Here is a 19,043-nt window from a genome sequence, read left to right as displayed (position 1 = left end):
ATAGACTGCGCCGAACCAAATGCGAGCAAGGCCAGGCGCGATGCACAAAAAAGAGCGGCGGACCCATCCGGCCCGCCGCCCTCTCAATTCAATGAGCCAATGTTACTTGGAGATCAGGCAGCTTCCGCCCGCTGCACGATACTGTTCGCAGAGTGCTGCGGCCTCATCCTTGGAGCCAACCGGGATGCGGACACGGTAGAAAGTGCCCTTGCCGGCAATATCAGCCCTGCGGATCTCATGGCTGCGGCCGTTCAACACGCTGGCGAACTTCTTCGACAGGCTGGCATAGGACTTGTTCGCCTCGTCTTCAGACGGCAGCGAGGCGATCTGGAGGCCGTAGCCGCCTGCTGATGCGGCCTGCTGCGGCTGGGCGGCAACCGGTGCGGCGGCCGCGACCTGTGTCGTCTTCGGCTGCTGCGCAGACGGCTTGACATTCCCCTTCTCGGTCACGGTGCTGACGACGTTGACAGGCTGCTCGGCCGGGCGGGCGATCGGAACAGGAGCGGTATCGGTGATCGCCGTGGTCTTGACCGGCTTTACCGGAGCATCGGCCGGAGCGGCTTGCGCGTCGGTCTTACCGGCTGACGTCGGCTGTACCGGCGCGGTTTCGACAGGTGCTGCGGAACGAGCGTCGGCGGAAGCAACCTCCGCATTTGGCGGGAAGCTTCCGGCCGTCCCACCGACCGCGGGCACGACCGGAGCGGGCTTAGCGGATGGGGTCGACTGAGGAGCCAACGCCGGCTGAACCGGCGATGTCGCCTGGGCAGACTGCGCCGGCTGAGCTGACGATGTCGCAGGAGCGGACGGCGCAGGCTGGTCGGCGGGAGCCGGTTCTTCGCGAGCGACCAACGTGCCGTCAGGCTTGACGATCATCGTGCGGACCTTGCGCGGCGAAACGGACGGCGTCTTGTCTGCATCGCTTGCGGAATTGTTGTCGGCGCTGCCCTGGTTCGGCAGCAGACGCGGATCTTCCGTCTCGCCCACAGCGGTCGGCGTGATCTGATCGTTTGCGCCGGCGTTCTCATCATCCTCGGGCAATGCTTCCGGCGTCAGCGTGCGCTGAACGACATCGACGGGAGCCTCATCGGAGGAAACGAGCGCTTTCTGCTTCGGCTCTTCGGCAGAACCGGCAACTCGGTCGTAGACGGCCTTGTCCTGGTTCGGCACGGTCTTGCCACCCGGATTTTCCGGAACGACCTTGACCGGTTCCTTGTCGGCAACGATCACGCGTGGTTCGCCGGATGCGACGATGCCGAGGCCTTCCCCGTTCCAGACCGAGGAATAGACGCCATAACCGACACCGGCGAAGACGACGAGCACGACGGCGCCGGCAAGCAGGCGGCGCATCGAGCGGGCGCGACTGAAATCAGCGGCCTGACTTGCCGATTCGATATGGACTTCGGAAACAGCTCCCGACCGCTCGACCGGCTCGCGAACGCTACGGCGGAAATCTTCCTCCAGCGCCCTTTCGAAATCATCGAGGCCATCGGCGATGGTCGGCTTGACCGGCTTTGCCGCGGCGGCCGCCGTATCCCGGGCCGGCGCAGGCGTTTCCCGCGGCTTGGCCGGTTCAAAGAAGCTCGCGATTTCCGCATCGAGATCGAAATCGAAATCCGCAGTCTTGGCGACCGGCGCGGGCTGCTCGACCGGCGGAAGCGCCGGCACGTGCATGTCGTCGACCGTCTCGGGACGCTCTTCCGGGTCTGAGATCATCGCCGGATCGAACGGCAGGTCTTCAGTCGAATCGGCGGCAGGCGCCCAGTTGAAAGCCGGAGCCGGAGTTGGAGCCTGCGGCTCGGGAGCAAAGGCCGGTGCGGGCCTTGCAGGCGCGGCAGGCGCCTGCGAGCGCACGGACGTTTCCGGCTGCGGCGCAGGCGTTATCGGCTTCTGCACGGGAGCTGCTGCCTGCGGCTGCGATTCCGGAGCGGGTTCGGAGAAGTCCAGATCGGAAAGTTCCAGCTCGATGCCGGCAAGATCCAGCTCGAAATCATGGCCGGCAAAGGGATCGTCGGCTTCCTGTACCGGCTGCTGCGGCGCCTGCAAAAATGACGGCGCGACAGGCTGCGGCGGAACGGCCTCGGCAAGCTGGGGCGCGATCGGCTTTGCGGCTTCAACGGCATAGGCCGCAGCGGGCCGGATGGGCTCTGCGGCGGCCGGCACGGGCACAATCGTTTCGGGCTGCGCGGGCGCGGCAGCAACGACGGGCGCTGCTTCGATCGGTGCGGGCTGTTGCGCAACAGGCGTCAGATTGGCCCGTTGCGGCATAGGATAGCGCGAGACATCGGCAAGCAAATCGTCGAGATCGAACGTGCCGGCGGTGTGCGGCACTTCGGGCACGACCTCGGTCAGAGCAGCATCGGCCTGGATTTCGCCTTCGACGGCGGCCGCAATGAGATCGAAGCCGGCATCGTCGTCGAAATTCTGCAACTCGTCTTCGATTTCGACGAATTCCTCGGCCTCGGCAGTCTCTTCCGGCGCGACCTCATCATGGCGGTCGAGTTCGGCGGGGAAGCCGAGCGACGGAGCGGCGGATTCGAATTCCTCGGAAGGCTCGACGGCGGCAACGGGCGCAGGCTGCTCGATTGCCGGTTCCGGCTTCGTCTCAGGCAGATCGGCGAACGATGTCTCAACCGCCGGCAAGATAGCCGGCTCAGTCACCGCCTGCGAGGGAATAATCGGCTCCTCGCGTTTGGCGGCATGGAAATTGGCAAGCGGCAGCCGAATGCTGGCAGCCGACCATTGTGGCGCCTTGGCGGGTTGCGCGATCGAGGAGACAGGGGCTGCGCCGATCGATAGTTCGAGTTCCTCGATCAGATCACGGGCGCCACCGAAGGCCGATTGCACCGGCGCCTCCGAAGCAGGCTCGGCGGAAAGCTGCTGTTGCGGGTCGGCTGCCCAGTCGGCGGCGACCGCATCCCAGCCCCTGGCAGCGGGCACCACCGCTTCTACGGTGGGAGCGACGGAAACCGGCTCGGGAGCCTCTACGCTTTCGGCTACAGGGGAAACGTCGAGAACAGGCTCGACATAATCCTCGGGAGCGATATCTTCAGCGACAGGCTCGGCCGGATGATCGAGCTCCGCAAGCGGACGCGGCGAATCGTAACGGTCGAAGTGGCGTACGAGCTCTTCCTCGAGATCGAGGGCAGGCTCGCGGCGTTCTTCAGTTACCGTGTTTGCCGCAACGCGCGGTTCAAAACCAACGATACGGGCGAGTTCGGCCAACGGATCGTCGTCGGCAAACAGATCGTCTTTTCCGCGCGTATCATACGCAAGTTGTTTATCAGCCATACCATCCCACTCGCAAACGCCAACACTCAGATGCCAGCGCATTGTGGGGAAATGGTGACGTTATCGCATTTCGTCAGGTGCGGCAGTGCCCGTAATGGCAAGTCCCGACTTCAAAACCGACGCGACGGCGTACACCAGCCCAAGTCTGGCAATACTTGATTCTCGGTTTTTATCATTAACAAATCGTAATTCCGTCTGATCTTTACCTTTGTTCCAGTGCGCGTGGAAGGAACTGGCGAGGTCATAGAGGTAAAAAGCGATGCGATGCGGCTCCTGCGACTGAGCCGCCGCTTCGACGACACGGGGGAATTCGGCGAGCTTGGCGACCAGCTGCAATTCGGCCGGATCGCCAATGCCAGCAACGCTTTTGGCAAGATCTTCGGGCGAAACGTCGAGGTCGGGAAACGCCTCCCTGGCCTGCCGGAAGACGGACATGCAGCGGGCATGCGCATATTGCACGTAGAAGACGGGATTGTCCTTCGACTGTTCCGTCACTTTGGCGAAATCGAAGTCGAGCGGTTCGGAATTCTTGCGGTAAAGCATCATGAACCGGACCGAATCACGGCCGACTTCCTCGACGACATCCCGGAGCGTGACGAAATCGCCGGAGCGCTTCGACATCTTCACCGGCTCGCCATTGCGATAGAGCTTGACGAGCTGGCAAAGCAGCACCGTCAGCTTCGCCTTACCTTCCGAGACGGCGCGTGCAACCGCTTCCAGGCGCTTGACGTAGCCGCCATGGTCGGCGCCGAGCACATAGATCATCTCGTCGAAGCCACGGTCGAACTTGTTCTTGAAGTAGGCGACGTCGGCAGCAAAATAGGTGTAGGAGCCGTCCGACTTGATCAGCGGCCGGTCCATATCGTCACCCACTTCGGTCGATCGGAACAGCGTCTGCTCGCGATCTTCCCAGTCCTCGGCAACCTGGCCCTTCGGGGGCGGCAGCGTGCCTTTGTAGACATAACCCTTGAAGGTCAGGTCGTTGATGGCCGTGCGGATCGCGGCCGCGCCATTGGCATGCAGCGTCCGCTCGGAGAAGAACACGTCATGATGGACATTCAGCGCCGCCAGATCGTCGCGGATCATCACCATCATGGCGTCGATCGTGCGATCCTTGACGATCGGCATCCACTGCTCTTCCGGCATGTTGTGCAGCCGCACGCCGTAATCGGCGGCGAGCGACTGGCCGACAGGCACCAGATAATCACCCGGGTAAAGACCCGAAGGGATCTCGCCGATCTTTTCGCCAAGCGCCTCGCGATAGCGCAGGAAGACGGAGCGGGCGAGCACGTCGATCTGCGAACCCGCATCGTTGATGTAATATTCCTTCTCGACGCCGTAGCCGGCAAAAGCGAGCAGGTTGGCGAGCGCATCGCCGACGACGGCGCCGCGGCAGTGGCCGACATGCATCGGGCCGGTCGGATTGGCCGAGACATATTCGACGTTGACCTTCCTGCCCTCGCCGAGCGTCGAGCGGCCGTAATCCGTACCGTCGCCGATCATCGAGGCAAGCAGCCGCTGCCAGTAGCCGACAGACAGGCGGATATTGATGAAACCGGGACCGGCGACCGAGACGTCGGCGACGTCGTCATCTTCCTTGAGCTTGGCGATGATGACGTCGGCGAGTGCGCGCGGATTTGAGCCTAGCGGCTTTGCCAACACCATCGCGGCGTTGGTCGCAACATCACCGTGGCTCGCGTCGCGCGGCGGCTCGACCGTGATGCGGCCGAAATCGAGTTCAGATCGCTTTTCCCTGACCAGATCGATCTGTTCAAGGGCGGTTTTGATCCTGGCTTCGAAGTCGGTAAAAAGGTTCATCACACTCTTCCATGCATAGGCTGTGCCAAAAGCTCAAATCGGCCCTCGGCGGGCGACCGCTGCCTATCGCAAATCCGGAGTATGGTCAAACAATCGCCTGTGGGCGCTGATCGCATAAGTATCCGTCATGCCGGCGAGATAGTCACCGACATGGCGGGCTTTCGGCGCATCGGACAGACCGGCGATATGATCCACCCAGTAGTGGCTCTGCATTTCCTTCGGGTTGGCCATATAGGCTCCAAAGAGGTCGGTGACGATCTTTGCCGCGCCGGCGCGAATGCGCATGATATCCGGATTGCGATAGATGCGCTTGAAGAGCATCGCCTTGATCTGCCTGTCCGTTTCGGCCATTTGCTCGGAAAACGTGGCGATAACCCGGTCGGCCGCGCGCACGTCGCCTGCGCTCTGCGGGCGGATGAGGGAAAGGCGCTCTTGCGCGACGCCGATCACGTCTTCGACCATGCGCGTGATCTGGCGGCGCATGATCTCATGGGTGAAGCGGCTCGGCTCCAGATGCGGATAACGCTCCCGTACCTCGGCCATCAGCCCGGCAAGGAACGGGATCTCCTCCAGCATGTCGAAATTGAGGTAGCCGGAACGCAGGCCGTCATCGATATCATGGGTGTTGTAGGCGATATCGTCGGCGATCGCCGCGACCTGGGCCTCCAGGCTGGCGTAGCTTGCAAGCTCGAGATCGTGCAGTTCGCAATAGTCGAGGATCGGCTGCGGAACAGGACCGCGCGTGCCCACACCTTCCGGCGTCAGCAGCGGACCATTGTGCTTGACGAGACCTTCGAGGCTTTCCCATGTCAGGTTGATGCCGTCGAATTCGGCATATCGCCGCTCCAGCTTGGTCACGATGCGCAGCGATTGGGCATTGTGATCGAAGCCGCCATAGGGCAGCAGCACCTCGTGCAGCGCGTCCTCGCCGGTATGGCCGAACGGCGTGTGGCCGAAATCATGGACCAGCGCTACGCCTTCGGCCAGATCCTCGTCGAGCTTCAGGGCGCGGGCAAGCGCGCGGGCAATCTGCGCCACCTCGATCGTGTGGGTGAGCCGGGTGCGATAGTGATCGCCGTCCTGCGCGATGAAGACCTGGGTCTTGTGTTTCAGCCGGCGAAAGGCGGTGGTGTGGACGATGCGGTCGCGATCGCGCTGGAAATCGGAGCGGGTCGGACTTCCATCCTCCTGGTAGAGGCGCCCACGCGTCGTCCAGGGGTCCGCCGCATAGACCGCCCTTTCGCTGTTGCCGAAACCCAATGCACGCCTGTCAACCGTCATTCTTCACCGTCATTCTGCCTGTTGCCGCATCCGCCCATTGACGCCGCTCTGCGCTCTTCATACCTATAGCCTGGCGAACGGCAAAGAGGCGCTTTCTTAACCGCTTCGGCGCATCATGGCCTTTTCGCTGGGATCATGATAAGTTCCTTAGATATCAGGCATTTGAACATTCGAGTGCCAAAACCCATTCTCTCCGGATCTTGACCCCGGCAGGAGGAAACATGACGGATACGAGTGTAACCCTTTCAGATGCCGCGGCAAAGCGCATCGCTGCGATCATCAGTGCGGAAGCCGGCAAAAGCGCGCTGCGTGTGTCGGTCGAAGGCGGCGGCTGTTCGGGCTTTTCCTATAAGTTCGACCTTGCCGATGGCGCAGGTGACGACGACATCATCGTCGAAAAGAACGACGCCAAGGTGCTGATCGACAGCTTGTCGCTCGTCTATATGGCGGGGTCCGAGATCGACTTTGTCGATAATCTGCTCGGCCAATCCTTCCAGATCAAGAACCCGAATGCGGTGGCAAGCTGCGGCTGCGGCACCAGCTTCTCGATCTGATTACTGAACCGTCGCATTGTCTTCATCGAACCGGCCGAAGTTTTGCTTCCGGCCGGTTTATCGTCTTGTCCTGTTGTGAAAGACCACGATAAAAGAACCGCGTTAGAGCGCGTCATGATCTTTCAGATTCGCTTGGCCCACGCTTTAAGTCTTTTGTTTTCCGCATCGCAAAACCGCGCCACAGTTTGCGCGACATGCTTTAAGCCAACAGGACGAAGAGATGAAGATCGCGACTTGGAACATCAACGGCGTCAAGGCGCGCATCGACAATCTCACGCAATGGCTCAAGGATTCCAATCCTGATATCGTCTGCCTGCAGGAGATCAAGACGATCGATGAGGGTTTTCCGCGGCTGGAGATTGAGGCGCTCGGCTATCACGTCGAGACGCACGGCCAGAAAGGCTTCAACGGCGTGGCGATCCTCTCCAAGAGTTCACCTTTCGAAGTCAACCGCGGTCTGCCCGGCGACCCGCTGGATGAGCAGGCACGTTTCCTCGAAGCGGTGTTCACGCTGGCCGACACGCGCATCCTGCGCGTCTGCTGCATCTATCTGCCGAACGGCAATCCTGTCGAAACGGAGAAATATCCCTATAAGCTCGCCTGGATGGAGCGCCTGCGGACCTTCGCGGCCGAACGGCTCGCCTATGAGGAGATGCTGGTCCTTGCCGGTGACTACAACGTCATTCCGGAGCCCCATGACTGCTTCGACCCCAAAGTCTGGGAAAGCGATGCGTTGTTTCTGCCGCAGACACGGGAAGCGTTCCGCAGGCTTGAAAACCTCGGCCTGACGGACGCCGTGCGCGCGACGACGGACGCGACGCAGCTTTACTCCTTCTGGGATTATCAGGCCGGCGCATGGCCGAAAAACAACGGCATCCGCATCGATCATCTGCTGCTGTCGCCGGAAGCCGCCGACCGTATGACGTCAGCGGCGATCGAAAAACATGTGCGCGCCTGGGAAAAGCCATCCGACCACGTACCCGTAATCGCCTATTTCGACTTCGCAGCCTGAGGTTTTTTTATAAGCTCTGTCGTTATCCTGGAACCGATGCACGCTTCCAGGAGACATGCATCAGTCGTCGGAGCCGCTCGCGATCGTGTGCGACAGCGATATCGCCGTGCGGCGGTCGGTCTCGTTGGAAACCGAGAAGGCCTGCTCCTGCAGCGCTTCCATCCAGTTGCAATCCTTGGGTTTGCAGCGGTCGAGCGCCGCCGTCATCAGCGCCAGACCGCGCGTCGTCTGACCTTCGTCGAAAAGAATATTGCCGAAAACGGCCATGGCGCCGGGGTGGCCGCTCTTGCGGGCCTGATTCAGCCATTTCTTGGCCTGCTGCGGGCTGGCTGAGCCGCCCTCTCCCGCCAGCATCATCTGGGCCAGCTGGAACTGTGCCTCAGCGACGCCGAAGGTGGAGGCGACCTGGAAATAGAGCTGGCGCGCCTGGGTGAGGTCGATCTTGACAGGGCTGCCTGATATGCCGTGTTTGTAATAATTGGCGAGCGAAAGCAGCGCGTTGACGAAGAAGCCGGTGTCTTCCGAGCCGGGTTCCACACCCTGCTGGGCGATCTCGCTGTAGATCTTGAAGGCTTCGAAATCGTCCTGGGCGACGCCGTCGCCGTCCGCATACATGTTGGCGAGGGCCCAGCGTGAGCCGGTATGGCCCTTTTCGGCCGCATATTTATAGGCTTCGACCGCCTCTTCCTTCTGGCCGTTCTTATAGGCCTTGAAGCCGAACTTGAAGAGATCGAAAGGACCGGATTCCTTGTTGACGCCGGCTTTGATGTCGAACGCGCGGGCCGGACAGGTCAGCGCCAACGCAACGGCCATCGACATGCCCATCAGCATGAATTTGAACACTTTGAACTCGGACGTCACCATCTCAACCGATTTCTTTCGTTCATCCCTGGCAGGTAGCGGAGGCGCTTACGCCGTGCATCCCGCGGATGTATTCCTTCGAGGCGAGCGATCCCGCGGCGAGCTCCATGGCTCCTTTGCCCGCGTCGCATCCAGCCCATTGGCCCATTTTCAGAGGCCGAATTTCCAGCATGTCATTCAGAGCCACCCGGCTTCCGGCATGGTCTGACTGCAATCTCCGTGGCATTCCTTCGGTGGGCGCGGCATCCGCCTTCCCGCCTTTATCGCATTCGTAAATAGCAAATGTGACCAAACCGGTATCGACCTGCCCGTCGACGCTCCGCTGTTCACGCGAGTGGCCCGAAAACAACGATGATGAGCGGATCGACGATACCATCGCAATCCCCGTCCTGCCGGCGGAACAGCCTTGCTCGGAAGGAGAAACGGCCGCAATCCAACGACTGTCGCCAATCGCGCCGCACGATCTGGTGTTCCCGGAAAAAAATCGACCCATGCTACTAGTTACACGCACCGTAAGTCTGCCATCTCCTCACCCGCAAATACCGCTGCGCTCTCTTTGTGGCGGGAAATGGACAAATTCGCCTCATCTCCACCATACGCCAACCGTCGTAAAAAAGTGTTGCTGAATCGTCACAAATCAGAACGTCGTTTTGTCTTGTGGAGCACCCAAAGAAAAGCCCGGCACACTGCCGGGCTCCGGGACTTCTACTTGAGGCGCAGGATCAGAACTTGATCTTTACACTGGTGGAGAGGGCCGCGACCAGATCGTCGTCGAAGGAATAGGAGACGTCGTCGCCATAGGTCTTGCCCTTATAGACGAAAGTGCCGGATTCACCGCTGGTCATGATGCCGAGCGCGCCGGCCAGACGCCATTCGACATTTTCGACCGGCGTATAGGAAACGCCCGCGCCGAGCGTCCATGTGTCGGTCTGGGAGCCATAGCCTTGGCTCGTGCCGCGATCCCAGGTCAGGCTGACGGCGCCCGCCCACTGGTCGTTAAACTTGTGACCGATGCCGCCACCGATCGTCCAGCCGTCGCGATAGAAGAGATCGAGCGAGGTGAGTTGCGTGCTGCCATTGCAGGCGACGACGCCCTTGTTGGCCTTCGGGCAAAAGGCGATCGACTGCAGCACGCTCCAGTTCGTCCACTTGACCGAACCGAAGGCAAGCCAGTCGGGCGCAATGCCGCTCTGCAGCTTCAATTCAACAGAATCGGGGGCTTCGGCCGAACCATAGACCGGGGTGACGACGCCGAGGTATTTATTGGCGGGATTGACAGCCTTCGGCACCTCGGTCAGGTCAACCGTGCCTGTGAGATCGTCATATTTGACCTTGCTGTTGTAAACCAGGCTGGCGCGAAACGCATATTCCGGGATTTCATAGGCAACGCCCGCACGCCATCCCCAGGCCTGGTCGGAAAGCTCCAGACGGCCGGTGCCGTCATAGATCAGCGAAGCCGGCGGCGTCGTGATCGGAGCAACGAGGCGGGTCTTGAAACCCTCGACCGTCTGGTAGAAGCCGCCACCGATAAAACGAAGCTGGCCGGGACCCATATCGAAACGATAGGAGCAGGTGAGGCCGTAATTGCGGGTGCTGATCTTGGTTTCGATGTTGTTGTTGACACCCAGCCAGTCCGTACCGGGATTGGTGTGCGCGCCGAAGGGTGTGGAATAGTCGCCCAAGCAATCGATCGCGTCGCCAAAACCGACCTTCACCCCGAGATAGGGAACCCAATAATCCACGGTATCGTCAGCAGTGGTCGAACCGCCACCGATGCCATTGGTGCCGAGACCGTCGCTCGCCTTGGTGTCCTTGACATTCTTCAGCTTGCGCTGCGGCATGACATAGGTGGCGCCGGATTGAACGGAAAACCGCGAATTGTCGAACAGTTGATCGATATTGTATCCGCCACGCTCCAGACCGCCGGCGAAGGTCGGCGCCGCGAAGGACGAAAGAAGAACGAGCGACGTTACGCCCTTGGAAAACATACGCGGTGCCATTGTGTCTCCCCCACTCCAGCAATTGATGTGGCGTCACTGTAGTAAGTGTTCGCTCGAGATGGCAACGCGCCCCTGGCGGCGTTTCCCATCGTTACTGGCGACTAACTTACGTAAAGAAATTGACGGACACGTCAAAAAATCTGGTTAATAAAATTTTATTCCAGAGGCTGGTCGTTTTCGGGGGACTTTTGGGCATTCATTCCAAATATTGCAGAAGCTGTATCAATCCAACAACAGTGGCAGTTTTCACCGGCCGGATGCTTCCGGGGTCACGATCCACAGGCTCAAGGCCCGAAATCAGCCGTTTTCCAGACCGAATCGCTCGGCATGTTGACAACAAAAAAGACGCGCCGGCGAAGGGCGCGTCTTTGAAATGACTTATCAAATGGGTCGCGAGAAACTTAACCGGCTTCGCTTACCCTGGAAAGAGCGATCCTCAAGCTGGCGATCTGCCCCTCCAGTTCCTCAAGGCGCTCACGCTCGGCTTCAACGACCTCTGGGTTGGCATTAGCGACGAATTTCTCGTTGGAGAGCTTGCCGTTGATGCGTGAGATCTCGCCTTCCGTCTTGACGATTGCCTTTTCCAGGCGGGCCTTTTCGGCGGAAAGATCGATCAGATTGCCGAGCGGCAGGCAGATGGTGGCTTCGGCCACGACGATCTGAGCGGCGCCCTTCGGCGCATCGTCGGCCAGCGATATGGCTTCCACGCGCGCAAGCCGTTTGATGGCGGCATCGTGGCGGAACAGCCTTTCGCGCGTCAGGTTGTTGGCCTTGACGACGACGAGCGGCGCGGTGGCCGACGGCGGCACGTTCATTTCGGCGCGCACGGAGCGGATGCCGGAGACGAGGTCGATCAGCCAGTTGATCTCGTCGGCCGCCCCATTGTCGGCATAAGACGGCGCCGGCCATTCGGCATGGCAGACCAGCGTGTCGCGCTCCTTGCCTTCGCCTGCCGTATGCGCCCAAAGCTCTTCTGTCATGAAGGGCATGAAGGGATGCAGCAGCTTGTAGATCTCTTCGAGAATATAGGCGCTGCAGGCCTGGGCTTCGGCCTTGGCGCCCTCGTCCTCACCGTTGAAGACCGGCTTCAAGAGCTCGAGATACCAGTCGCAGACCTGGTTCCAGACGAAGCGGTAAAGTGCGCCTGCGGCGTCGTTGAAGCGGAAGGCTTCGAGCGCTTCCGTAACGTCACGTTCCGTACGGGCAAGTTCCGTCAGGATCCAGCGGTTGATGGTGAGTTCGGCCGCCTCCGGCACGAAATGCGGATCGCTCTTCGCGCCGTTCATTTCGGCAAAGCGCGTCGCGTTCCAGAGCTTGGTGCCGAAATTGCGGTAGCCGGCGATGCGGGCCGGATCGAGCTTCACGTCACGACCCTGCGCTGCCATGATCGCCAGGGTGAAGCGCAGCGCGTCGGCGCCGTATTCGTCGATCAGTTCCAGGGGATCGATGACGTTGCCTTTCGACTTCGACATCTTCTGCCCGTTCTTATCGCGCACCAGAGCGTGAATGTAGATCGTATGGAAGGGTTCGACAGGATCGCCATTCTCATCCTTCATGAAATGCAGGCCCATCTGCATCATGCGAACGACCCAGAACGGGATGATATCGAAACCCGTGACCAGAACATTCGTCGGATAATAACGTGCAAGCTCCGGCGTCTGGTTGGGCCAGCCGAGCGTCGAGAAGGGCCAAAGCGCGGAGGAGAACCACGTGTCGAGCACGTCCTCGTCGCGCGTCAGGATCTCACCCGGCTTGAAGTTTTCGAGCAGGTCTTCGACATAGGCCTTCATCGGCCCCTCATGCGAGAGGTAATGCTGGATCGCCGCCTGCAGCGCCTCTTCCTCGGTCTTTTCGACGAAGACCTGGCCATCCGGGCCGTACCAGGCCGGAATCTGATGTCCCCACCAGAGCTGGCGGGAAATGCACCACGGTTCGATGTTCTCCAGCCAGTTGAAATAGGTGTTTTCCCAGTTCCTCGGAATAAACCTGGCTCTTCCCTCGCGAACAGATTCCAGCGCGGGCTGCCCCAAAGTCTTATTGTCGACAAACCATTGTTCCGTCAGCCGCGGCTCGATCGGCACGCCGCCACGGTCGCCATGCGGGACCATATGCTTGTGCGGCTCGATCTTGTCGAGGAGGCCGGCCTCTTCGAAAATCTCGACGATGACCTTGCGGGCATGGAAACGATCCTGCCCTTCCAGACGGTCCCAGGCGCCATGGAGCGCCGCCGGATTGTCGAGACCTTCGAGAAAGTCCTCGTTCTCCTTGATTGCAATGGTGCCATCGACGTTCATGACGTTGATGGCACGCAGCTTCGCCCTCTTGCCGACCTCGAAGTCGTTGAAGTCATGCGCGGGCGTGATCTTCACCGCGCCGGTGCCAGCCGTCGGATCAGCATAGGAATCGGTGACAATCGGAATCTTGCGGCCGACGATTGGTAGGATGACGTGCTTTCCAACGATCGGCTTGTAACGCTCATCTTCGGGGTTCACGGCAATGCCGGTGTCGCCGAGCATTGTTTCCGGCCGCGTCGTCGCGACGACGATATAATCACGCGTCTCGAATTCGGTCGGCTTGCCTTCCTCGTCGAAAGCAATCGGATATTGATAGGTGACGCCAGGCTCGAGCGGATAGCGCAGATGCCAGAGATTCCCCTTCACCTCCTGCTGTTCTACCTCCATGTCGGAGATAGCAGTCAGGAGTTTGGGGTCCCAATTGACGAGGCGCTTGTCCTTGTAGATCAGGCCTTCCTTGTAAAGCGTGACGAATACTTCAAGAACGGCCTGCGACAGGCCTTCGTCCATGGTGAAACGCTCGCGCGACCAGTCGCAGGATGCGCCGAGCCGCTTCAGCTGATTGAAGATCAGCCCGCCGGATTCAGCCTTCCACTCCCAGATCTTGTCGATGAAGGCTTCGCGGCCCATCTCGCGGCGGCCCGGCAGTTGCTGTTCCATCAGCTTGCGCTCGACGACCATCTGCGTGGCGATACCGGCATGGTCCATGCCCGGCTGCCAGAGCACATCCTTGCCGCGCATGCGCTCGAAGCGCACCAGGATGTCCTGCAGCGTGTTGTTCAGCGCGTGCCCCATGTGCAGCGAACCGGTGACGTTCGGCGGCGGGATCACGATGGTGAAGGTCTCGGCCCCCGGCTTGGCGTTCGCGCCGGCGCGGAAGGCGTCCGCCTCATCCCATTTCGCGGCGATTTTCGGTTCGACGGCAGCGGAATCATAGGTCTTGTCGAGCATTTTCTGACCAATTTCGAGGTTCGAGGATGGGGGTTGGTAAATAGGATGGCCACGGCCAAGTCAATAAAAAAGCCGCCCCGGAGACCGGAGCGGCTTTTCAGGGAAAAAGCAATCCGATCAGCGGCGCGGGCCGCGCGCCACGCGCTCGATTTCCTCGCGCACCAGCCGCTCCACCAGCGTCGGCAGATTATCATCAAGCCATTCGCGCAGCATCGGGCGCAGCATGTCCTCGGCGATCTCATCAAGCGAGCGGCGCTCCGCGCCGTCGATCGCCGCGGCGAGCTCTTCGAAAGAGCGGCTGATCTGCAGGCCGGCATCTTCCGAGAGCAGCGTCGGCTGCACCTCTTCCATGACGCTCGGAAGGAAACGCTCGCTCGACAATTCCGCGGCAGGTTCCAGGGCCGGCAGTGCGACTTCGGCGGCAGGTTCCGGCTCGGTGACGGCCACTCTCGGCGCTTCCGCAAACACTGGCTCGACCGGCTGTTGTTGGACCGGAGCATATTGAACCGGCGCCGGAGCAACCGGGAAAACAGGCGGTACCGGTTGTGGCTGCCGCTGCGGCGCTGCGGCGCGCGGCGGCTCCGGCATCAGGGCCGGCTGCGGCTCGGGCTGACGGAAGGCGCTCGGGATTTCACGCAGCGCCTGTCCTGCCTGTGCGGCGCTGCGCTCGGAAGCGGCGCGCACGCGGGCGGCGACGTCGGCAAGCGACAGCGCGCGGGCCGGCGCTTCAGGTTCGGGGGCGGTGCCGGCCGAATTGGCGGCGACGAAACGCGGATCGGAAGAGCGCATGGTCGGCTCGGGAAATTCGACGCCTGCATAGGTTTCGTCAACAGTCAGGTGGATCTCGGAACCGTTGTCATCCTCGTCGGCGCCGTAGACCGGCGGCAGTGATGCTGAAATCGCCTTGCCGGCGCCCGGCTCATTGCTTTCGATAATCTGGCGGATGGAGGCCAGAATTTCTTCCATGGACGGTTCACGCGCTACACTTGGCTGAGCCATATCTATCCCCGTTATCCCAAAACAACGACCGGATGGTGTGGAGCGTTCATCCGAATCACCACGACCTTAGAATACCGCAGGCGCGAAAAAAATCATCGCGAATCAAATGAATGCGGCCATGCACAGTTTTGTTACCCAATGTTTGCCACGGCGAAATCTATGGTGATTTCACGGGCGGCGGCAGGCATGAAATGGACGTCGATGCGCACCGCATCTTTCCGGTCCGGCGCGGCAACTTCAGGATAAAGGATGTTTGTGAAGGCTTTCCAGCGGCACAGACAAAAACGGGCGCTGAAGGCGCCCGTCGCTGAATTCATCGATGAAAACGGTCTTAGAAAACGAATTCGCGTGCCTTGGCAAAACCCGGCAGCGGCTTGACGGAAGCATTGAAGAATACGTTTTCCGAAACGGCGCCGCGCTCGGCGACGAAGACCTTGGCGCGGGCGGCATTGCCGTAACCCTCGACCGTCACCAGACGGCCACCATCACGCAACTGACCGAGAAGGGCCGCGGGAACTTCTTCGACTGCGCCATTGATGAAGATCAGATCGTAAGGAGCGCCGGCAGCGTAACCCTTTTCGAGCGGGCCTGTCACGACCTCGATCTTGCCGTAGCCGGCAAGCTGCGTCTTCGCTTCGGTCGCGAGCTGCTCGTCACATTCGAGCGCGATAACCGAGCCGGCAATGATCGACAGCAGCGCCGAGGTGTAACCCGAGCCGCAACCGACTTCGAGGACGAAATCGTCCTTTGTGACCGCCGCGAGCTGCAGCAGCTTGGCAAGAGGCGATGCCTCCATCAGGAAGCGGGCAGGCTTTCCGGGAGCTGCGGCTGATATCTCGACATCATTGTCGATATAGGCCAGCAGCTTCGCCTTCTCCGGCACGAAGGCCTCACGGGGCACCGTGAGAAACGCCGTCAGCACGGAATGCGACGTAACGTCCGTCGTGCGAACCTGGTTGTCGACCATCTTTGCGCGCGCTGCTTCGAAATCCATCATGTCCTCTCGCTCTTTGAAAGCGGTTCCTGTCCCTGCGTCTCTTAATCTCCGCCACGAATGCTTTCAAGGCTTGGCAACCGCCAGCGAAAAGAATCCGACGAGCGCTTCTTTCGCGCCACAGCACGCCCGACGGCCATTGCGACCCGAACGTGGAACCCTCCGCCTTGCGATGTTATTATCCCAAACGGAGGAAATGAGGAGGAGCAGGCCATGTCTGCGATTTTCGAATATTTCACGCTGTTCGATTTCTTCATCGTCGCAGCGCTCATCGGCATATTTTGCTGCGGGCTGCTGGACGGTGAAAGAACCTAATGCGACGGAGTGCCGAGAAGCGCTCGAAAATATCTCCCGCATCGCGTCTGCGCAATCTCCTGCCGGCGAAAACAGGGCCGGCATGCGCGCGGTTGCCTTGATACAGCGGCCCTTTTCCCTCGGTCACCTTATGCGCATTAAGGTTACGTCAACCATTTTGTTGCAGCGCCCTCACCTTTCGCTATGGGTGCGCGCATGCAAACCTTTCTGATCCAATCGCGCGGTATAGAAGCGCTCCGCTACAATGCCGATGTGCAACTGCTGCTGATCAAATACAGCAGCGGCGAGATCCGCAGCTTTACCCGCATTTCGCAAGAGGGCCTGCGGCGGCTGCTCGGCGCCGACACGGAAATCGATGAGGGATCCAAACTGAGCGATTCCGAATATCAGGCAGAATTCCGCAAAGGCGGCCTGAAAGCGCTCTATCACTTCACTGGAATCAATCCGGCGCAGTTCGATTTTTCAGCAGGCCCGCGGATCTGGTAAATGCAACTGAACACATCGACGCCGCTCCGCCGAGCGAGCATCATTCCAGACCGACCATGTCATGTGGGAAATTTTTTGGAGGCCTCGCCCGGAATTGAACCGGGGTACAAGGATTTGCAGTCCTCTGCGTCACCACTCCGCCACGAGGCCTCACGTGCTCGTTATCTGAGCCGTGGCGAGCGTTTAGAATGATCGTAAGGAAATCGCAAGAGGGCATTTCGGAAAAACGCCGTTCCGTCACTGCCGAAAATCGCCCATCGCTCAATTCCGGGACGGCCGCGCGCGGACGAAAATTTCCATGACGGCGACGATGTCCCATTTCCTGGCGACGATCATATTTGAAACAAATCCCAAACTTGACTTCGACCGGGGGCCGGACATGTTATCCACCGGGAGGGCAGGAAAGTTGCATTGGAGCTACTATGAACTGGGCTGCCCTCAAATCGAAGCACATGCGGGCGGCATATGATGCCGAAACTCGTGATCTACTTGTAAAATTTCCCGGTTCCAGGCCGGCGAAATACGCAGACATTCCGGAGCATGTTTACCAGAACCTGCTGGAAACGGATGATCCGCACTTCTACTACACATACTATATCGCTCCGTCTCGCGTGCCACAGCGCCATCGACGACCGTTATCCGCCGTGTCCTACGCATTGAAGCTCGTGTTCTTCCTTATCGCCTGCAGCCTATTGACGGCGAACGACCTCGATCCCAGCCACGACGGGACTTTCGAGGCAAGCGAACTCCGGTCGAACTGAACCCGAATTCGCTGGGGCGTTACGCAGCCTGATCGCCGAGAACAGTATTCAGGCTGAATCAGGTGCTGGATTCTGATCGAATCGGCACGGCCCCGCCGGTCTGCCTGTCGCTTCTTCTTTGATCACGATAGCGACGATTGTCCCGGTCGCGATTTTCTCCGTCGCGTTCGTTCCGGCCATTGAAATTGCGATAGTTTCGAGGTCCGTTGGAGCCGCTTTGGCCGTGCTCGACCACGCATCCTTCAGGGCGGCGGCAGATGCCGCGGGCGTCGAAACCACCGCTATCGACCCCTTGAGCCTCTGCGGGAATTCCTGAGAGAATGGCCGTCGCCGACAGGACGGCCACGAAAAAAGCCTTCATTTCCTCACCTGGCTCATTGCGAAGCGTTTAATCTCCATAAACCACGAATGCGAAAAGCGATCCACCGTCTCGCTCGGCTTCTTGCGGGCCGCTTCAGCCCGCCGGCTTGCCTCGCCTGTGCCACCAGACCGCCAGCCGCCGCCGAAGCCGGCGCGCAATCGGCAGATCGTGCGAGAGAACCAGGAAACCAAGCGGCAGCATCCAGAAACCGAGGATGGGCAGGAAACCAAGGAATCCGCAGAAAATGAGGGCAATGCCGATTGCCATCCTCGCAATCCGCGAACGCGGCAAACCGATGCTGAAGGAGCCGAGCACAAGCCTGCCGCTTGCGTGATCTATGCCGAAGCGTCCCTTCACATTGCGCTCCGCGTCGCCGTTCGTCTCTTCACGATCATTCCCATTCGTCATGCTTCAGAGATGGGCGCGGGCAACCCAAATACAAGTTCATTTCATTTTTTTGAAAAAACCGCTTGGCAAATCGGGCAAGCATTTGTATTAGCCCACTCACACCGCGCCAAGCAGTGATCCCTGGTAGCTCAGCGGTAGAGCATTCGACTGTTAATCGACAGGTCGCCGGTTCGAATCCGGCCCGGGGAGCCATCTTTCAAAATATCGTCCGTTTTGTTGAGAAGTCCGAAACGGCTGCTGCCGCTACTGGTATTCAATAGAAATGCCAGGTTAGCCGCGTATCTCCGCCCAGCGGACGCGCTAGTAGCTGCACGAACGGCCTTCACGGGGTCGGAATCCATCTGCGCAAGCCGGGTTCATTGAATCTCCCGGCACATATCCAGATGCCGAGCCGTATGAATTCGGCGGGGTCGAGCAGGCCGAGGCGATGGCGGCAAGCGTGACTGCTCCAGCTGCTACAAATGCCCGAAATTTATTCATCGATGCTTCTCCAACTTACGCTGCGACTGAGCGACGAGGCACTCCCTGGGATCGTCGGGAGAAATCTTCCCGAAACTCATCCTCCCAGATCACCTTATGCCTCAAGATATATGCATTCTCCTCGGCCGCCGTCAGCTCCGAACGTGCAAGATTCTCATCGATCTATATGGCCCCGCAGTG

Annotated in this window: 17 protein-coding genes and 2 tRNA genes; 5 read left to right on the top strand and 14 right to left on the bottom strand. The window is 60.0% G+C overall.

The window, feature by feature from the left end:
- Window positions 1-102: 102 nt before the first annotated feature.
- The 3 genes from NE852_RS09215 to NE852_RS09205 form a co-directional block, all read right to left on the bottom strand.
- Window positions 103-3,288 carry an SPOR domain-containing protein gene (locus NE852_RS09215; RefSeq protein ID WP_258156429.1) on the bottom strand — a complete coding sequence of 1,062 codons (3,186 nt, stop codon included), beginning with the start codon at window positions 3,286-3,288 and terminating at the stop codon, window positions 103-105.
- Window positions 3,289-3,348: 60 nt separating this feature from the next.
- Window positions 3,349-5,106 (bottom strand): arginine--tRNA ligase, encoded by a 1,758-nt coding sequence (gene argS, locus NE852_RS09210; protein ID WP_008527214.1) that lies wholly within the window; start codon window positions 5,104-5,106, stop codon window positions 3,349-3,351.
- Window positions 5,107-5,169: 63 nt separating this feature from the next.
- The gene (locus tag NE852_RS09205) at window positions 5,170-6,387 is read right to left on the bottom strand and encodes a deoxyguanosinetriphosphate triphosphohydrolase (protein WP_008527216.1); all 1,218 of its coding nucleotides are present in this window, start codon (window positions 6,385-6,387) and stop codon (window positions 5,170-5,172) included.
- Window positions 6,388-6,608: 221 nt separating this feature from the next.
- On the opposite strand from NE852_RS09205, the gene erpA reads away from it, so the two are divergent.
- Window positions 6,609-6,941 (top strand): iron-sulfur cluster insertion protein ErpA, encoded by a 333-nt coding sequence (erpA, locus tag NE852_RS09200; protein WP_258156428.1) that lies wholly within the window; start codon window positions 6,609-6,611, stop codon window positions 6,939-6,941.
- 220 nt (window positions 6,942-7,161) lie between these two features.
- Window positions 7,162-7,953, top strand: coding sequence for an exodeoxyribonuclease III (xth, locus tag NE852_RS09195; protein ID WP_008527219.1), 792 nt, complete (start codon window positions 7,162-7,164; stop codon window positions 7,951-7,953).
- Window positions 7,954-8,013: 60 nt separating this feature from the next.
- Here xth and exoR read toward each other — a convergent pair whose 3' ends face one another.
- The 7 genes from exoR to NE852_RS09160 form a co-directional block, all read right to left on the bottom strand.
- On the bottom strand, window positions 8,014-8,817 hold the full coding sequence (gene exoR, locus NE852_RS09190) for an exopolysaccharide production regulator ExoR (RefSeq protein ID WP_008527221.1): 804 nt from the start codon (window positions 8,815-8,817) through the stop codon (window positions 8,014-8,016).
- A 19-nt stretch (window positions 8,818-8,836) separates the two neighbouring features.
- The gene (locus tag NE852_RS09185) at window positions 8,837-9,190 is read right to left on the bottom strand and encodes a hypothetical protein (protein ID WP_008527222.1); all 354 of its coding nucleotides are present in this window, start codon (window positions 9,188-9,190) and stop codon (window positions 8,837-8,839) included.
- Window positions 9,191-9,536: 346 nt separating this feature from the next.
- Window positions 9,537-10,814 (bottom strand): OmpP1/FadL family transporter, encoded by a 1,278-nt coding sequence (locus NE852_RS09180; protein WP_037171580.1) that lies wholly within the window; start codon window positions 10,812-10,814, stop codon window positions 9,537-9,539.
- A gap of 401 nt (window positions 10,815-11,215) precedes the next feature.
- Window positions 11,216-14,059, bottom strand: coding sequence for a valine--tRNA ligase (locus NE852_RS09175; RefSeq protein WP_258156427.1), 2,844 nt, complete (start codon window positions 14,057-14,059; stop codon window positions 11,216-11,218).
- A gap of 117 nt (window positions 14,060-14,176) precedes the next feature.
- Window positions 14,177-15,058: a PopZ family protein gene (locus tag NE852_RS09170; RefSeq protein ID WP_258156426.1), complete on the bottom strand. Its 882-nt coding sequence runs from the start codon at window positions 15,056-15,058 to the stop codon at window positions 14,177-14,179.
- A 131-nt stretch (window positions 15,059-15,189) separates the two neighbouring features.
- A complete protein-coding gene (locus NE852_RS09165) occupies window positions 15,190-15,375 on the bottom strand; it encodes a hypothetical protein (RefSeq protein ID WP_008527252.1) in 186 nt (61 codons plus the stop codon).
- Window positions 15,376-15,389: 14 nt separating this feature from the next.
- The gene (locus tag NE852_RS09160; RefSeq protein ID WP_205621938.1) at window positions 15,390-16,055 is read right to left on the bottom strand and encodes a protein-L-isoaspartate O-methyltransferase; all 666 of its coding nucleotides are present in this window, start codon (window positions 16,053-16,055) and stop codon (window positions 15,390-15,392) included.
- 495 nt (window positions 16,056-16,550) lie between these two features.
- On the opposite strand from NE852_RS09160, the gene NE852_RS09155 reads away from it, so the two are divergent.
- Window positions 16,551-16,853 (top strand): hypothetical protein, encoded by a 303-nt coding sequence (locus NE852_RS09155; RefSeq protein WP_008527257.1) that lies wholly within the window; start codon window positions 16,551-16,553, stop codon window positions 16,851-16,853.
- Between the two features lie 76 nt (window positions 16,854-16,929).
- Here NE852_RS09155 and NE852_RS09150 read toward each other — a convergent pair.
- Window positions 16,930-17,003: transfer RNA gene (locus NE852_RS09150), tRNA-Cys, on the bottom strand.
- Between the two features lie 272 nt (window positions 17,004-17,275).
- Here NE852_RS09150 and NE852_RS09145 point away from each other — a divergent pair.
- On the top strand, window positions 17,276-17,614 hold the full coding sequence (locus NE852_RS09145; RefSeq protein WP_008527259.1) for a KTSC domain-containing protein: 339 nt from the start codon (window positions 17,276-17,278) through the stop codon (window positions 17,612-17,614).
- 58 nt (window positions 17,615-17,672) lie between these two features.
- Here NE852_RS09145 and NE852_RS09140 read toward each other — a convergent pair whose 3' ends face one another.
- Both NE852_RS09140 and NE852_RS09135 read right to left on the bottom strand, forming a co-directional pair.
- Complete coding sequence (locus NE852_RS09140; RefSeq protein ID WP_008527262.1) at window positions 17,673-17,975, bottom strand: hypothetical protein; 303 nt, start codon at window positions 17,973-17,975, stop codon at window positions 17,673-17,675.
- A gap of 93 nt (window positions 17,976-18,068) precedes the next feature.
- On the bottom strand, window positions 18,069-18,383 hold the full coding sequence (locus tag NE852_RS09135; protein ID WP_258156424.1) for a hypothetical protein: 315 nt from the start codon (window positions 18,381-18,383) through the stop codon (window positions 18,069-18,071).
- A gap of 117 nt (window positions 18,384-18,500) precedes the next feature.
- On the opposite strand from NE852_RS09135, the gene NE852_RS09130 reads away from it, so the two are divergent.
- Window positions 18,501-18,575, top strand: a tRNA-Asn gene (locus tag NE852_RS09130).
- 108 nt (window positions 18,576-18,683) lie between these two features.
- Here NE852_RS09130 and NE852_RS09125 read toward each other — a convergent pair.
- Entirely contained in the window at window positions 18,684-18,863 is a 180-nt protein-coding gene (locus NE852_RS09125) for a hypothetical protein (RefSeq protein ID WP_128623542.1), read from the bottom strand.
- Window positions 18,864-19,043 lie beyond the last annotated feature (180 nt).

It is taken from the genome of Rhizobium sp. Pop5 (assembly GCF_024721175.1).
Classification (GTDB): domain Bacteria; phylum Pseudomonadota; class Alphaproteobacteria; order Rhizobiales; family Rhizobiaceae; genus Rhizobium.
Note: the sequence above shows the minus strand (reverse complement) of the source record. Positions and strands in the feature narration are given on the sequence as shown.

Bases quoted from the DNA above. Each gene is read 5' to 3' on its own strand.
- NE852_RS09215 (WP_258156429.1), bottom strand. From the start codon at position 3,288: ATGGCTGATAAACAACTTGCGTATGATACGCGCGGAAAAGACGATCTG.
- argS (WP_008527214.1), bottom strand. From the start codon at position 5,106: ATGAACCTTTTTACCGACTTCGAAGCCAGGATCAAAACCGCCCTTGAA.
- NE852_RS09205 (WP_008527216.1), bottom strand. From the start codon at position 6,387: ATGACGGTTGACAGGCGTGCATTGGGTTTCGGCAACAGCGAAAGGGCG.
- erpA (WP_258156428.1), top strand. From the start codon at position 6,609: ATGACGGATACGAGTGTAACCCTTTCAGATGCCGCGGCAAAGCGCATC.
- xth (WP_008527219.1), top strand. From the start codon at position 7,162: ATGAAGATCGCGACTTGGAACATCAACGGCGTCAAGGCGCGCATCGAC.
- exoR (WP_008527221.1), bottom strand. From the start codon at position 8,817: ATGGTGACGTCCGAGTTCAAAGTGTTCAAATTCATGCTGATGGGCATG.
- NE852_RS09185 (WP_008527222.1), bottom strand. From the start codon at position 9,190: ATGGTATCGTCGATCCGCTCATCATCGTTGTTTTCGGGCCACTCGCGT.
- NE852_RS09180 (WP_037171580.1), bottom strand. From the start codon at position 10,814: ATGGCACCGCGTATGTTTTCCAAGGGCGTAACGTCGCTCGTTCTTCTT.
- NE852_RS09175 (WP_258156427.1), bottom strand. From the start codon at position 14,059: ATGCTCGACAAGACCTATGATTCCGCTGCCGTCGAACCGAAAATCGCC.
- NE852_RS09170 (WP_258156426.1), bottom strand. From the start codon at position 15,058: ATGGCTCAGCCAAGTGTAGCGCGTGAACCGTCCATGGAAGAAATTCTG.
- NE852_RS09165 (WP_008527252.1), bottom strand. From the start codon at position 15,375: ATGAATTCAGCGACGGGCGCCTTCAGCGCCCGTTTTTGTCTGTGCCGC.
- NE852_RS09160 (WP_205621938.1), bottom strand. From the start codon at position 16,055: ATGATGGATTTCGAAGCAGCGCGCGCAAAGATGGTCGACAACCAGGTT.
- NE852_RS09155 (WP_008527257.1), top strand. From the start codon at position 16,551: ATGGGTGCGCGCATGCAAACCTTTCTGATCCAATCGCGCGGTATAGAA.
- NE852_RS09145 (WP_008527259.1), top strand. From the start codon at position 17,276: ATGAACTGGGCTGCCCTCAAATCGAAGCACATGCGGGCGGCATATGAT.
- NE852_RS09140 (WP_008527262.1), bottom strand. From the start codon at position 17,975: ATGAAGGCTTTTTTCGTGGCCGTCCTGTCGGCGACGGCCATTCTCTCA.
- NE852_RS09135 (WP_258156424.1), bottom strand. From the start codon at position 18,383: ATGACGAATGGGAATGATCGTGAAGAGACGAACGGCGACGCGGAGCGC.
- NE852_RS09125 (WP_128623542.1), bottom strand. From the start codon at position 18,863: ATGAATAAATTTCGGGCATTTGTAGCAGCTGGAGCAGTCACGCTTGCC.